This is a genomic window from Coprococcus sp. TM115-187, from assembly GCF_027679115.1.
In the GTDB taxonomy this organism is placed as follows: domain Bacteria; phylum Bacillota; class Clostridia; order Lachnospirales; family Lachnospiraceae; genus Allocoprococcus; species Allocoprococcus comes.
The window spans coordinates 24,429-38,250 of sequence record NZ_JAQEKS010000030.1 but is presented as its reverse complement, the minus strand read 5'-3'; the positions used below and the strand labels follow the sequence as shown (position 1 = coordinate 38,250).

The following is a 13,822-nucleotide window of genomic DNA, read 5'->3' as shown; positions in this document are numbered from 1 at the left end:
AACGGTACGCACGGTGGTGTGAGAGGACGGCGGTTAGTCACCGCCTCCTACTCGATTTAATTTTCTGCGGTATCTTCGATAATATGGTTACGGATGATCGCGCGGATACTTTCGTTAAGATATGGCTTCAATTCTTCAAACGACATCGGATCGTTGTCTAGGATCGTGCTGTATGAAGTAGAACTTGCAAGTTCTATGATCAGAAACAGCATAGTTTCCGGTGCACGAAGTTTGATTGTCGGATGATCCAGAAGGATATTACTAAAATATGCAAGAATTTCACCCTCATCATCCTGCGTATTATTGGTGATAGCCTGTCTGAAAATGCCCCAGCTGAGATTCTTAGAGATAAATCTCAGAATCAGTTTATTTTTCTGCATGGCATTTAAAACGTAATCTACAATAAAAATAATCTTATCTTCGAATTCGGGGATGTCGGCTGTCTCCAGAGCTTTGTGTGCTCTCTGGAAAAGTCGGCTGGCTGTCCGTGCGATCAGCCGGTCGCGTATCTCGTATTTGTCTGCAAAATATAAATAGAACGTTCCTTTCGCAACTCCGGCCTTTTTTGCTATATCGCTGATTGATGTTTTCTCGATTCCCTGATTCAGAAATAAATCGTATGCGCTTTGAAAGAGAGCATCCATTTTCTGATGCTTGTTTTCATCTACTTTTCCCATGATTCATTCCTCTTTTCCTTTGAATTATCTTTATTATAAAATCAAAATGACTCAGCGTCAACTTTTTTGTAGAAAAATATTGACTTATGGTCATTTTTGAGTTATAGTAAGTGCGAGCTAGAAAATGACCAGTAGTCAAAAAAGAAGAAGGCATACCGACAGGAAAGTCAGTAGAGGCTTACAGGAGGTTTTTAAACATGAAGAACAGGGAATACAGAGTATTAGTTACACTTGCACTTATGGCATCACTTGTAGTTGGAAATATTGCAGGAACATCTGTAAATGTACAGGCGGCAGATAATAAAGATAAAAGTACAGAGACAAAGAAAACAAGCGAAACAAAAACAAGCAGCAGCGCAACACCTGTAAAAGATGAGACTGTATATGTAAAAGTAGATGACGCAGGAAACCAGAAAGATGTTACGGTATCGGATCAGCTGAAAAATATTTCGAGTCTTGGAACAATCGATGATGTATCAGATCTGAAAGATATCAAGAATGTAAAAGGTGATGAAACCTTTTCTGAAAATAACGGTAAACTGGTATGGCAGGGAGATAAGAAAGATATCTGTTATCAGGGAACAACCACAAAGAAGATTCCTGTAGGAATGAAGGTTACTTATGAACTTGACGGAAAGAAAGTCAGCGCAGATGATCTGGAAGGAAAGAGTGGACACTTAAAGATTCATTATGAATATCAGAATACAAGTGCTGACAGCGGGAAATACACACCATTTTTGATGGCAACCGGACTTCTGATGGATGGAGAGAAGTTTTCAAATGTAACCGTTGATAATGGAAAAGTAATCTCAGATGGTGACAGAGATATCGTGATCGGAATGGGACTTCCACAGTTGAAAGAACAGCTTACATCAGTTAGTAGCAAGGTGGATGATCTGGATATCCCGGATTCCTTTACAGTAGAAGCAGATGTGACAGATTACGAAAAAGTAGAAGCCGTTACAGTTGCAACAAACGAAGTGTTCAATGAAGTAGGTACCGATAAATTTGACAGCCTGGATGAACTGAAGGATTCTATGACAGAACTTCAAGATGCATCGAACAAACTTGTCAGCGGCTCCGGAGAACTGAAAGACGGACTGGATACACTGCTTTCTTCATCAGGAACACTGGTAAGCGGAGTAGATCAGCTGGCAAGCGGCGGAAAGGAACTGGCAAGTGGAACAGGAAGTCTGGTCAGTGGGGCAAACACATTGGCCGATGGAAGTAAGAGTCTTGCAAAAGGAACGAGTCAACTGGCAGATGGTACAGAAAGTTTGAAAACAGGGGCAGCACAGGTTGAGGCAGGAGCACAAAATGCCAGTGCGGGAGCAGCTAAACTTGAAAGCGGAGCAAAAGATCTGAATAATGGAATTGCACAAATGCAAAACCAGGTTGGTGCAGGTGTGGATTCTTTGAGTAGTGGTGCAGAACAACTGAATGGTGGAATTAAACAGGCTAAAGCCGGAGCAGAAAATCTGAAAAATGGAGCTGCAAGTGCTGCAGAAGGTGCGCAAAGTGTAAGTGGTGGAATTACACAGGCACAGACAGGAGCCAGCGGACTTGCGGACGGAGCGGCAAATCTTAAAAGTTCACTTGATCAGATTGCGGCAGGGAATGATAATTCAGCAATGATTGCAGCACTGACAAGTCTTTTTGAGTCAGCAACACCGGAGCAGCAGGCTGTACTGAATAATGTTATAAGTGGACTTCAAACACAGCAGCAAGCTGTGAACAGCGGAATTACCCAGGCATCAGCAGGTGCGAATGAACTTGCAGCAGGTGCGAAAAATTTATCTGATAACCTCGGAAGCATCGGATCCGGAGCAAGTCAGGTTGTTGCAGGATTACAAAATATACAAGGAGGAGCCGGCTCGTTAGAAGAGGCACTGGAACTTCTGGGAGCTGGAGCAACAGAGCTTCAAGGCGGTGTTGGAAGTATGAAGACTCAGCTTACAGCTGGAACAAAACAGCTCTTAGATGGAAGTGGAAATTTACTTGCAGGAACACAAGATCTGAATTCGGGACTCGGAACATTAAGTGCCGGAGCTTCACAAGTAAGTGCGGGAAGTGCTACTTTAAATACGAATATGAAGACAGCAAATGCCGGAGCACAGACTGTTGCAAATGGATCTGGTCAGCTTGCAGCAGGTGCACTTAAACTTGACAGCGGAGCTGTCGCACTTTCGACAGGTCTTAACACTCTTCAGAGCAACATAGCACCATTGATTTCCGGTGTTGAGAAACTTGATTCTGGCGCAGCCGAATTAAACAGTGGTATGATTCAGTTTAATGAAGAAGGAATTAAAAAGCTTGTAAGCGTATTTGATGGCGATATTGATGAACTTCTTAATAAAGCAAATGAACTTCTTGATGCATCTAAAGAATATAAGAACTTCTCTGGAATTGCAGATGGAATGGATGGAAGCGTGAAGTTTATTTTCGTGAGTGAAAAATAAAGTATAATAAAGAGAGGCTGGGAAATCATATAATCGATTTTCCAGCCGCTCTTTGAAAATATTCCTGTGAATGGAATTAATATCTCAGTTGAATCCCCTGTTCTTCGATCCAGTCTTCGAGCTCATCCTGAGAATCAGTGGCCCATTCGGAGTTAGAGCCTGCTTTGAATTCATCTTTCAGATCTTCCTGCACCAGTTCTTTTGAAAATACGGGTTTCTCGTCTGTACGGGGATCTTTCGGGTTATCTATCGGTCTTGAACTACTCATATTTTCATGTCTCCTTTACATTTGGATAGAAAAAACATGACCCCTCGAGGTCATGTCTTTTCTTTTTGGTATGTCATTGAGAGGTTTTTCCTCGTTGCATTGCAGTTTGCCTTATATACAAAGCTGGGGAATGCTCCTACAAAGAGGATGTATATATAAATTGGAGTTTTATCGTTGCAAGACCATTCTTGGGGGAAACGACCGGCAACAATATAACTGCAATAACAACCAATGTTGTAGCTTAATCAAGTTTTTTTAAAATAGCGGTATCCTTGTGTTGGAAACCGCCTTTGGTTTAGCTCTCTGATTAAGTTGGTTACACTATATCACTTTATCACAGTAGTGTCAACAAGAAACTGGTAAATTTCTAGATAATTTGTGTATTAAAATGTGTACAACACGGTCAACTGTACGCCGGTGAGAGATTAACGGTATTGGAGCAGCTCCTGGACAGGTTTACGTGCTGGTGCGGTCGGTTGGATGGCTGGATGACCGATCGCAATCAGGGCAGATACATTCAGAGTATCGTCAAGACAGAGTAGTTCTTTTACCTTTACCTCATCGAAAATACCCATGACAACCGAACCGATTCCGCATTCATGAGCAGCGAGTTGGAAGGTCTGCGCAGCGATACCGGCATCAAACATTTCCCATTTATCCTTTTTTGAGGTGGAATAAGCTCCGTCCTTTTCGTAACCGCTTTTCCCCGGAACGGAAGCGAGAACAACCAGTACCGGTGCACCAAGAATGATGCCTGTATTCCATTCAAATCCCATAACAGCTTCTCTGGCAATCCTGTCTTTGAGAGCTGTTTCTTCTATTATAATATATCTTGCTGTCTGCGTATTCTTCCAGGATGGAGCGTAGGCACTTGCTTCTACGATTTTCTCAATCACTTCATGTGAGACAGGATCCTCTGTAAATTTGCGGATCGTTCTTCTTGTTTTGATTGCATCTAATGTCTGCATAATATGCGTCCTCCTTCTATTTTATATAAGATGATGTGGGGAAAGATCGAAAGACAGGCTGCATTTAGCGAAGAAGCCTATGAATCTGGTACCCCGCTGAATATGAGAATATTATACCGCAAAAAGGGAATAAGAAAAATAGCACAAAAGGAGAAGATTTTTCAAGAAAATTTTGTATGAAAAAAAGTACAAAAAATAAAATAAAATGCTTGCAAAATGCAGAAACATCGGGTATACTAAAAAAGCTGTGACATGATAGCAAAGAAGCGCGAGGTTGCTGCCGAGAAGAATGGCAGGTTTTCCGTGGAGCGAATGTCAAGTTAGGAAACTGGCGACAAGTCACTGTACGAAATCATAACAGCTGCTGAGATGCAGTAACAACGTGTGAGTTTCTCACGACACACACGGGGAAGTGTACAGTCACCGCTTGTCGTACTGAGGTTTAAGTACGAAAAGGAGGCGACTTTTTTTATGGCAAGTCAAGTAATGAGAATCACATTGAAGGCATATGATCATCAGCTTGTAGATGCATCTGCCAAGAAAATTATCGAAACTGTAAAGAAAAATGGAGCAAAGGTTAGCGGACCGGTACCGCTTCCGACAAAGAAGGAAGTTGTAACAATCTTAAGAGCGGTTCACAAATACAAAGATTCCAGAGAACAGTTCGAACAGAGAACTCATAAGAGACTGATCGATATCATTGCACCGACACAGAAGACTGTAGATGCTCTGTCAAGACTGGAAATGCCAGCTGGTGTATACATCGATATCAAAATGAAGAACAAATAAGTTCTAATAAATTAAAACACAGTAGTTCCTAATATTTAGGATGAACACCCATAAGGGCGTTCCGCTGTAAATCACAGGAGGTAAAATAAAATGAAGAAAGCTATCTTAGCTACCAAAGTCGGAATGACTCAAATCTTCAACGAAGATGGAGTACTTACTCCGGTAACTGTTCTTCAGGCTGGACCATGTGTTGTAACACAGATCAAAACCGTTGAAAATGACGGATACAGCGCAGTTCAGGTTGGATTCGTTGACAAGAAAGACAAAATTGTTAACGTTGACAAGAACGGAAAGAAAGAAATCGTGCACAGACACGGTGTTACAAAGGCTGAAAAAGGACACTTTGACAAAGCCGGAGTAACAGGAAAAAGATTTGTAAGAGAATTCAAATTCGAGAACGCTGATGAATATCAGTTAGCTCAGGAAATTAAAGCAGATATCTTTGAAGCTGGCGACAAAGTAGACGCAACAGCAATTTCCAAAGGTAAAGGATTCCAGGGTGCTATCAAGAGACACAACCAGCACAGAGGACCTATGGCTCACGGTTCTAAGTTCCATCGTCATGCTGGTTCCAACGGTGCTGCATCTGACCCGAGTAAAGTATTCAAGGGCAAAAAGATGCCAGGACACATGGGAGCAAAGAAGATTACAATTCAGAACCTTGAAATCGTAAGAGTAGATGTTGAAAACAACCTTCTTCTGGTTAAGGGCGCAGTTCCGGGACCGAAGAAATCTCTTGTAACGATTAAAGAATCTGTAAAATCTATCTAAGATTGGCACTAGGAAAGGAGGAACATACAGATGGCAAACGTATCTGTTTACAATATCGAAGGTAAAGAAGTTGGAACAATCGACTTAAATGATGCTGTATTCGGTGTAGAAGTAAACGAACACCTTGTACACATGGCAGTTGTAAGCCAGCTTGCAAATAAACGTCAGGGAACACAGAAAGCGAAAACTCGTTCAGAAGTTTCCGGCGGCGGAAGAAAACCATGGAGACAGAAAGGTACCGGTCATGCAAGACAGGGATCTACAAGAGCTCCGCAGTGGACAGGCGGTGGAGTAGTATTCGCTCCGACACCGAGAGATTACTCTTTCAAACTTAACAAGAAAGAAAGAAGAGCAGCTCTCAAATCCGCTCTGACATCAAGAGTAGAAGAAAAGAAATTTATCGTTGTTGATGAAATCAACTTTGATGAAATCAAGACAAAGAAATTCCAGGATGTTCTTAATAACCTGTCAGTATCCAAAGCTCTCGTAGTTCTGGAAGACGGAAACAAGAATGCAGAACTTTCAGCTAGAAACATTGCTGATGTTAAAACTGCTAAGACAAACACAATCAATGTGTATGACATCCTGAAATACAATACAGTAATCGCAACTAAGGCTGCTGTACAGGCAATCGAGGAGGTGTACGCATAATGGCAAACATTCAGTATTATGATGTAATCCTTAAACCGGTAGTAACCGAAAAGACAATGGCTCTTATGGCTGACAAGAAATACACATTCCTTGTACACACAGAAGCTAATAAGACTCAGATTAAAGAAGCTGTAGAAAAAATGTTCCCAGGAACAAAAGTTGCTGGCGTTAACACAATCAACATGGACGGAAAGAACAAACGAGTTCGCGGAACCATGACATTCGGAAAGACAGCTAAGACAAAGAAAGCAATCGTTCAGCTGACAGAAGAATCAGCAGAGATCGAAATCTTCCAGGGACTGTAAGAAACTGGAACCTAAACGGTGCAAATCCGTGACAAAAATAACTAGCAAAATGCGAAAGGAGATAGAGTAATGGGAATTAAAACATACCGCCCATATACACCTTCCAGAAGACATATGACCGGCTCTGATTTCTCAGAAATCACAAAAACAACACCGGAGAAATCTTTAGTAGTTTCTCTGAGCAAGACTGCCGGACGTAACAATCAGGGTAAAATCACTGTTAGACACCGCGGAGGCGGAGTTAAGAGAAAATATAGAGTAATCGACTTCAAACGTAAAAAAGACGGAATTCCGGCAACTGTAATCGGAATCGAATACGATCCGAACAGAAGTGCTAACATCGCACTTATCTGCTACGCTGATGGAGAAAAAGCTTACATCATCGCACCAGAAGGACTTACAGACGGAATGAAAGTTATGAACGGACCAGAAGCAGAAGTAAGAGTAGGAAACTGCCTGCCGCTTTCAGCTATCCCGGTTGGTACACAGGTTCATAACATTGAGCTTCATCCTGGAAAAGGCGGACAGATGGTTCGTTCAGCAGGAAACAGCGCACAGCTCATGGCTAAAGAAGGAAAGTATGCAACACTTCGTCTTCCTTCAGGAGAAATGAGAATGGTTCCGATCGAATGCCGCGCATCGGTTGGTGTTGTTGGAAATGGCGATCACAACCTTGTAAACATTGGTAAAGCAGGACGTAAACGTCACATGGGTATCAGACCTACAGTTCGTGGTTCCGTTATGAACCCGAATGATCATCCGCATGGTGGTGGTGAAGGTAAGACTGGAATCGGTCGTCCGGGTCCGTGCACTCCTTGGGGTAAACCGGCACTTGGTCTTAAGACTCGTAAGAAAAACAAACAGTCTAACAAGCTGATCATCAGAAGAAAAGACGGTAGAGGAATCAAATAGTTAATTTTCAAGGAGGTTAGAACCTATGGCTCGTTCACTTAAAAAAGGACCATTCGCAGACGCAAGCCTGCTTAAGAAAGTGGAAGCAATGAACGCATCAGGAGACAAGGGTGTTATCAAAACATGGTCTCGTCGTTCTACAATCTTCCCGATTATGGTTGGACATACAATCGCAGTTCATGATGGAAGAAAACATGTTCCGGTATATGTAACAGAAGATATGGTTGGACATAAACTCGGAGAGTTCGTAGCAACCAGAACATACAGAGGACATGGAAAAGACGAAAAGAAATCGAAAGTTAGATAATATTTAACGTATTGAAAGGAGGTTTCATCCCATGGCAAAAGGACATAGAAGTCAAATTAAGAGAGAAAGAAATGCAAACAAGGACACCAGACCTTCAGCTAAGTTATCTTACGCCAGAGTTTCTGTTCAGAAAGCATGCTTCGTATTAGATGCCATCAGAGGTAAGGATGTAACAACAGCGCTTGGTATTTTAACATACAATCCAAGATACGCTTCAAGCATTATAAAGAAATTATTGGAATCAGCTATCGCAAATGCTGAGAATAACAACGGTATGAGTGTTGAAAACCTTTATATTGAGGAATGCTACGCAAATAAAGGACCAACAATGAAGAGAATCAGACCGAGAGCACAGGGCAGAGCTTACAGAATCGAAAAGAGAATGAGTCATATTACACTTGTGCTTAATGAAAGATAAGGAGGGCAATAATGGGACAGAAAGTTAATCCTCATGGCTTAAGAGTCGGTGTTATCAAAGACTGGGACTCTAAATGGTATGCAGAAAAAGATTTTGCTGACTATTTAGTAGAAGATCATAAAATCAGAAAATTTCTGAAGAATAAATTATACAGCGCAGGAGTTTCTAAGATTGAAATCGAAAGAGCTTCTGATCGTGTTAAGATCATCGTTTATACTGCTAAACCGGGTGTTGTAATCGGTAAAGGCGGTTCTGAGATCGAAAAAGTAAAAGCTGAACTTCAGAAAATGACAGATAAGAAAGTTATCGTTGACATCAAAGAAGTAAAAAGACCTGACAAAGATGCTCAGCTCGTTGCTGAAAACATCGCACAGCAGCTGGAAAATCGTATTTCCTTCCGTCGTGCAATGAAATCTTGCATGTCAAGAACTATGAAATCAGGAGCACTTGGTGTTAAGACATCCGTATCCGGACGTCTCGGCGGAGCTGATATGGCTCGTACAGAGTTCTACAGCGAAGGAACTATTCCGCTTCAGACACTGAGAGCAGACATTGACTATGGCTTCGCTGAAGCAGACACAACTTACGGAAAAGTTGGTGTTAAGGTATGGATTTACAAAGGCGAAGTACTTCCAACAAAGGCAGGTAAGGAAGGGAGCGATAAATAATGTTAATGCCAAAAAGAGTAAAACGTAGAAAACAGTTCCGTGGCTCCATGAAAGGTAAAGCATTAAGAGGAAACAAGATCACGAACGGTGAATATGGTCTTGTAGCAATGGAACCATGTTGGATCAGATCTAACCAGATTGAAGCTGCCCGTATTGCTATGACACGTTACATCAAACGTGGTGGTAAAGTTTGGATCAAGATCTTCCCTGATAAACCAGTAACAACGAAACCGGCTGAGACACGTATGGGTTCTGGAAAAGGAACTCTTGAATACTGGGTAGCTGTAGTTAAGCCAGGACGTGTAATGTTCGAACTTGCAGGAGTACCTGAAGAAGTTGCGAAAGAAGCATTACGTCTTGCTATGCACAAATTACCATGTAAATGTAAAATCGTTTCTCGTGCAGACTTAGAAGGCGGTGATAACAGTGAAAATTAAGACATTTGTAGAAGATTTAAAAGCAAAATCTGTTGCAGAATTAAATGAAGAATTAGTAGCTGCTAAAAAGGAACTCTTCAATCTGAGATTCCAGAACGCAACAAATCAGTTAGATAATACAAGCAGAATCAAAGAAGTAAGAAAGAATATCGCAAGAATCCAGACAGTGATCACAGAAAAAAGCCAGAATGCTTAATTAGGTGATATTCAGAAAGGAGTATAACCGTGGAAAGAAACCTGAGAAAAACGAGAGTTGGTAAGGTTGTAAGCAACAAGATGGACAAGACAATCGTTGTTGCAGTAGAAGACCATGTAAAACATCCGCTTTACAATAAGATCGTAAAAAGAACTTACAAACTGAAAGCGCATGATGAAAATAATGAATGCAATATTGGTGATAGAGTAAAAGTTATGGAGACAAGACCGTTATCTAAAGATAAGAGATGGAGACTTGTTGAAATCGTAGAAAAAGTTAAATAGTTTGACTTTGATAAAAGTATAAGGAGGTTTACCTGCATGATACAGCAAGAAAGCAGATTAAAAGTAGCAGATAATACAGGTGCTAAAGAATTACTCTGTATCCGTGTATTAGGCGGTTCTACAAGAAGATATGCAGCTATCGGTGATGTAATCGTTGCTTCGGTTAAAGATGCAACACCAGGCGGCGTTGTTAAAAAAGGTGATGTCGTTAAAGCTGTAGTTGTTCGTACTGTAAACAGCACTCGTCGTAAAGATGGATCATACATCAGATTCGATGAAAATGCTGCTGTTATTATTAAAGATGACAAAAACCCAAAAGGAACTCGTATTTTTGGACCTGTAGCCAGAGAACTTCGTGAGAAACAGTTTATGAAAATTGTTTCACTGGCTCCGGAAGTACTGTAAGGAGGTTCGAGTATGTCAACAATGAAGATCAAAAAAGGCGATACCGTTAAAGTTATCGCTGGAAAAGATAAAGACAAAGAAGGCAAAGTAATCGCAGTAGATCAGAAAAACGGTACAGTCCTGGTAGAAGGCGTTAACATGAGAACAAAACATGCTAAACCAAGCGCTTCTAATCCGGAAGGCGGAATCCTTCATCAGGAAGGACCGATCGATGCATCTAACGTAATGTATGTTCACAAGGGAAAAGCTACAAGAGTAGGCTTCAAACTTGATGGAGACAAAAAAGTACGTGTTGCAAAATCAACAGGCGAAGTAATTGATTAGTTCTAGGAAGGAGGTCAAAGGCTTTGAGTAGACTTAAAGAACAGTACCAGAACGAGATCATTGACGCAATGATCAAAAAATTTGGTTATAAGAATATTATGGAAGTGCCGAAGCTCGACAAGGTTGTTATCAACATGGGCGTTGGCGAAGCAAAAGACAATGCAAAAGCATTAGACTCAGCTGTAGCTGATATGGAAAAGATCACTGGACAGAAAGCAGTTCTGACCAGAGCTAAAAATTCAGTAGCTAACTTCAAAATCCGTGAAGGAATGGCTATCGGATGCAAAGTTACTTTAAGAGGAGAAAAGATGTATGAGTTCGTTGATCGTCTCATCAACCTTGCACTGCCTCGTGTACGTGACTTTAGAGGAGTTAATCCGAACGCATTCGACGGAAGAGGTAACTACGCTCTTGGTATCAAGGAGCAGCTTATCTTCCCAGAAATCGAATATGATAAAGTAGATAAGGTTAGAGGTATGGATGTTATCTTCGTAACAACTGCTAATACAGACGAAGAAGCACGTGAATTGTTAACACAGTTCAACATGCCATTCACAAAATAAGGAGGAAATTTTCATGGCAAAGACAGCAATGAAACTGAAACAGCAGCGCAAACAGAAATTCTCTACAAGAGAATATAATCGTTGCAGAATCTGTGGACGTCCACATGCATATTTAAGAAAATATGGAATCTGCCGTGTATGCTTCCGTGAACTGGCATACAAAGGTGAAATTCCGGGCGTAAAGAAAGCAAGTTGGTAGAAAAGGAGGATAATCCACAATGACTATGAGTGATCCAATTGCAGATATGCTTACAAGAATCCGTAACGCAAACACTGCAAAACATGATACAGTAGATGTTCCGGCTTCAAAGATGAAGATCGCTATCGCTGACATTCTCGTTAACGAAGGATACATCACAAAATATGACATCGTAGAAGAAGGAAACTTCAACACAATCCGCATCACATTAAAATATGGTGCAGATAAGAACGAAAAAGTTATTTCTGGAATCAAAAAGATTTCTAAACCAGGTCTTCGTGTTTACGCTGGTAAAGACGAACTTCCGAGAGTACTTGGAGGACTTGGAACTGCAATCATCTCTACAAACCAGGGCGTGATTACAGACAAAGAAGCCAGAAAGCTTGGCGTAGGCGGAGAAGTTCTTTGCTTCGTATGGTAATAACCAGATAAAATGGAGAAAACGAATGAAATCATATTTCCTGTGATTTCATTCGATACTCAATAAATTGCAACTGAAAACAGAGCAGCCATAAGGTGCTGTTCCGAAAATGTAAGTGTAGGAGGTAAAAGGTATGTCACGTATCGGAAGACATCCAGTAGCGATCCCGGCAGGCGTAACTGTTGAAATCGCAGAGAAGAATGTAGTGACTGTTAAAGGTCCTAAGGGAACTCTCGTAAGAGAACTTCCAGTTGAAATGGAAATCAAAAAAGAAGGCGAAGAAGTTATCGTAACAAGACCGAACGATCTCAAGAAGATGAAATCTCTTCATGGTCTTACAAGAACACTGATCAACAACATGGTAATCGGTGTTACTGAAGGATATGAAAAAGTTCTTGAAGTAAACGGTGTAGGTTACAGAGCTTCCAAATCAGGAAACAAATTAACATTGAATTTGGGATACTCTCACCCGGTTGAGATGGAAGATCCGGAAGGAATCGAAACTGTTCTTGACGGACAGAACAAAATCATCGTTAAGGGAATCAGTAAAGAAAAAGTTGGCCAGTACGCAGCTGAAATCAGAGATAAGAGAAGACCGGAACCTTATAAGGGCAAGGGAATCAAATATGCTGATGAAGTTATCAGACGTAAAGTTGGTAAAACTGGTAAAAAATAAGTAAGGAGAGTGTGAACAAATGGTTAGTAAGAAATCAAGAAGCGAAGTTCGTGTAAATAAACATAGAAAACTGCGTAACCGTTTCAGTGGTACAGCTGAAAGACCGCGTCTCGCTGTGTTTAGAAGTAATAATCATATGTATGCTCAGATTATTGACGATACAGTTGGAAACACTCTGGTTTCCGCTTCCACTCTTCAGAAAGATGTGAAAGCAGAACTGGAAAAAACCAACAACGTTGAAGCAGCAGCATACCTTGGAACAGTAATTGCAAAAAAAGCAATCGAGAAAGGTATCACTTCTGTTGTATTTGACAGAGGAGGATTTATCTATCACGGAAAAATCAAAGCATTAGCAGACGCAGCAAGAGAAGCTGGTTTGAATTTCTAGAAGGAGGACGGACACATGAAACAGGAACGTATTGATGCTAATCAGTTAGAACTTACCGAAAAAGTAGTATCAATCAAACGTGTTACCAAAGTTGTTAAGGGTGGTCGTAACATGAGATTCACAGCTTTAGTAGTTGTTGGCGACGGAAACGGCCATGTTGGTGCAGGTTTAGGAAAAGCAGCTGAAATTCCGGAAGCAATCCGCAAAGGAAAAGAAGATGCTATGAAGAAACTTATCAAAGTTACTTTAGATGAAAACGACAGTATTACACATGATTATATTGGAAAATTCGGAAGTGCTTCTGTACTTCTGAAAAAAGCTCCGGAAGGTACTGGTGTTATCGCAGGTGGACCGGCTCGTGCCGTAATCGAACTTGCAGGTATCAAGAACATCCGTACAAAATCTCTCGGATCTAACAACAAACAGAACGTAGTACTTGCTACTATCGAAGGTTTAAGTCAGCTGAAAGCTCCAGAAGACGTAGCTAAACTTCGCGGTAAAACTGTAGAAGAGATCTTAGGCTAGGGAGGAGATTACAATGGCAAATTTAAAAATCACATTAGTAAAATCAACAATCGGTGCTGTTCCGAAACACAGAAGAACAGTAGAAGCATTAGGCCTTAAGAAGGTTAATAAGACAGTTGTCCTTCCGGATAACGCTGCAACCAGAGGAATGGTTCAGCAGGTAAGACATCTGGTAAAAGTAGAAGAAGAAGCATAAATCTTAGATAGGAGG

At 41.0% G+C, this 13,822-nt stretch carries 24 protein-coding genes; 21 read left to right on the top strand and 3 right to left on the bottom strand.

Going from position 1 to position 13,822, the window contains the following annotated elements:
* Positions 1–56: 56 nt before the first annotated feature.
* The gene (locus PGW42_RS14325) at positions 57–677 is read right to left on the bottom strand and encodes a TetR/AcrR family transcriptional regulator (RefSeq protein WP_117558517.1); all 621 of its coding nucleotides are present in this window, start codon (positions 675–677) and stop codon (positions 57–59) included.
* 197 nt (positions 678–874) lie between these two features.
* On the opposite strand from PGW42_RS14325, the gene PGW42_RS14320 reads away from it, so the two are divergent.
* Positions 875–3,136, top strand: a complete 2,262-nt coding sequence (locus tag PGW42_RS14320; protein ID WP_270203897.1) for a hypothetical protein — start codon at positions 875–877, stop codon at positions 3,134–3,136.
* A 76-nt stretch (positions 3,137–3,212) separates the two neighbouring features.
* Here PGW42_RS14320 and PGW42_RS14315 read toward each other — a convergent pair whose 3' ends face one another.
* Both PGW42_RS14315 and PGW42_RS14310 read right to left on the bottom strand, forming a co-directional pair.
* Positions 3,213–3,404 (bottom strand): hypothetical protein, encoded by a 192-nt coding sequence (locus PGW42_RS14315; RefSeq protein ID WP_117834853.1) that lies wholly within the window; start codon positions 3,402–3,404, stop codon positions 3,213–3,215.
* A gap of 425 nt (positions 3,405–3,829) precedes the next feature.
* Positions 3,830–4,372, bottom strand: coding sequence for a nitroreductase family protein (locus PGW42_RS14310; RefSeq protein WP_270203896.1), 543 nt, complete (start codon positions 4,370–4,372; stop codon positions 3,830–3,832).
* 471 nt (positions 4,373–4,843) lie between these two features.
* Here PGW42_RS14310 and rpsJ point away from each other — a divergent pair, with 471 nt between their 5' ends.
* The 20 genes from rpsJ to rpmD all read left to right on the top strand — a co-directional run bounded on the left by rpsJ (position 4,844) and on the right by rpmD (position 13,807).
* Complete coding sequence (gene rpsJ / locus PGW42_RS14305) at positions 4,844–5,161, top strand: 30S ribosomal protein S10 (protein WP_008372521.1); 318 nt, start codon at positions 4,844–4,846, stop codon at positions 5,159–5,161.
* A 90-nt stretch (positions 5,162–5,251) separates the two neighbouring features.
* Complete coding sequence (rplC, locus tag PGW42_RS14300; RefSeq protein ID WP_055297549.1) at positions 5,252–5,932, top strand: 50S ribosomal protein L3; 681 nt, start codon at positions 5,252–5,254, stop codon at positions 5,930–5,932.
* 30 nt (positions 5,933–5,962) lie between these two features.
* Entirely contained in the window at positions 5,963–6,583 is a 621-nt protein-coding gene (gene rplD, locus PGW42_RS14295) for a 50S ribosomal protein L4 (protein ID WP_008372524.1), read from the top strand.
* Positions 6,583–6,888: a 50S ribosomal protein L23 gene (rplW, locus tag PGW42_RS14290; RefSeq protein WP_008372525.1), complete on the top strand. Its 306-nt coding sequence runs from the start codon at positions 6,583–6,585 to the stop codon at positions 6,886–6,888. The genes rplD and rplW overlap by 1 nt, the downstream gene beginning before the upstream one ends.
* A gap of 69 nt (positions 6,889–6,957) precedes the next feature.
* Positions 6,958–7,800 (top strand): 50S ribosomal protein L2, encoded by an 843-nt coding sequence (gene rplB, locus PGW42_RS14285; RefSeq protein WP_055261675.1) that lies wholly within the window; start codon positions 6,958–6,960, stop codon positions 7,798–7,800.
* Positions 7,801–7,825: 25 nt separating this feature from the next.
* Positions 7,826–8,107, top strand: a complete 282-nt coding sequence (gene rpsS / locus PGW42_RS14280) for a 30S ribosomal protein S19 (protein WP_008372528.1) — start codon at positions 7,826–7,828, stop codon at positions 8,105–8,107.
* Positions 8,108–8,138: 31 nt separating this feature from the next.
* A complete protein-coding gene (gene rplV / locus PGW42_RS14275) occupies positions 8,139–8,525 on the top strand; it encodes a 50S ribosomal protein L22 (RefSeq protein ID WP_008372530.1) in 387 nt (128 codons plus the stop codon).
* An 11-nt stretch (positions 8,526–8,536) separates the two neighbouring features.
* Positions 8,537–9,193 carry a 30S ribosomal protein S3 gene (gene rpsC / locus PGW42_RS14270; RefSeq protein WP_008372532.1) on the top strand — a complete coding sequence of 219 codons (657 nt, stop codon included), beginning with the start codon at positions 8,537–8,539 and terminating at the stop codon, positions 9,191–9,193.
* Positions 9,193–9,630: a 50S ribosomal protein L16 gene (rplP, locus tag PGW42_RS14265; protein WP_008372535.1), complete on the top strand. Its 438-nt coding sequence runs from the start codon at positions 9,193–9,195 to the stop codon at positions 9,628–9,630. Before rpsC ends, rplP begins: the two co-directional genes overlap by 1 nt.
* Entirely contained in the window at positions 9,620–9,826 is a 207-nt protein-coding gene (gene rpmC / locus PGW42_RS14260) for a 50S ribosomal protein L29 (RefSeq protein WP_008372537.1), read from the top strand. The genes rplP and rpmC overlap by 11 nt, the downstream gene beginning before the upstream one ends.
* Before the next feature lie 29 nt (positions 9,827–9,855).
* Positions 9,856–10,110, top strand: a complete 255-nt coding sequence (gene rpsQ / locus PGW42_RS14255) for a 30S ribosomal protein S17 (protein ID WP_022220191.1) — start codon at positions 9,856–9,858, stop codon at positions 10,108–10,110.
* A gap of 36 nt (positions 10,111–10,146) precedes the next feature.
* Positions 10,147–10,515: a 50S ribosomal protein L14 gene (rplN, locus tag PGW42_RS14250; RefSeq protein WP_008372541.1), complete on the top strand. Its 369-nt coding sequence runs from the start codon at positions 10,147–10,149 to the stop codon at positions 10,513–10,515.
* A 12-nt stretch (positions 10,516–10,527) separates the two neighbouring features.
* A complete protein-coding gene (gene rplX / locus PGW42_RS14245; RefSeq protein WP_022220190.1) occupies positions 10,528–10,839 on the top strand; it encodes a 50S ribosomal protein L24 in 312 nt (103 codons plus the stop codon).
* A 23-nt stretch (positions 10,840–10,862) separates the two neighbouring features.
* On the top strand, positions 10,863–11,402 hold the full coding sequence (rplE, locus tag PGW42_RS14240; RefSeq protein WP_008372545.1) for a 50S ribosomal protein L5: 540 nt from the start codon (positions 10,863–10,865) through the stop codon (positions 11,400–11,402).
* Positions 11,403–11,415: 13 nt separating this feature from the next.
* A complete protein-coding gene (locus tag PGW42_RS14235; RefSeq protein WP_008372546.1) occupies positions 11,416–11,601 on the top strand; it encodes a type Z 30S ribosomal protein S14 in 186 nt (61 codons plus the stop codon).
* 19 nt (positions 11,602–11,620) lie between these two features.
* Complete coding sequence (gene rpsH / locus PGW42_RS14230; protein WP_008372548.1) at positions 11,621–12,022, top strand: 30S ribosomal protein S8; 402 nt, start codon at positions 11,621–11,623, stop codon at positions 12,020–12,022.
* Positions 12,023–12,155: 133 nt separating this feature from the next.
* The gene (gene rplF, locus PGW42_RS14225) at positions 12,156–12,698 is read left to right on the top strand and encodes a 50S ribosomal protein L6 (protein ID WP_008372550.1); all 543 of its coding nucleotides are present in this window, start codon (positions 12,156–12,158) and stop codon (positions 12,696–12,698) included.
* 19 nt (positions 12,699–12,717) lie between these two features.
* A complete protein-coding gene (gene rplR, locus PGW42_RS14220) occupies positions 12,718–13,086 on the top strand; it encodes a 50S ribosomal protein L18 (protein WP_008372552.1) in 369 nt (122 codons plus the stop codon).
* A gap of 15 nt (positions 13,087–13,101) precedes the next feature.
* On the top strand, positions 13,102–13,611 hold the full coding sequence (rpsE, locus tag PGW42_RS14215; protein ID WP_008372554.1) for a 30S ribosomal protein S5: 510 nt from the start codon (positions 13,102–13,104) through the stop codon (positions 13,609–13,611).
* Positions 13,612–13,624: 13 nt separating this feature from the next.
* Positions 13,625–13,807 carry a 50S ribosomal protein L30 gene (gene rpmD / locus PGW42_RS14210; RefSeq protein WP_008372557.1) on the top strand — a complete coding sequence of 61 codons (183 nt, stop codon included), beginning with the start codon at positions 13,625–13,627 and terminating at the stop codon, positions 13,805–13,807.
* Positions 13,808–13,822: the final 15 nt, after the last annotated feature.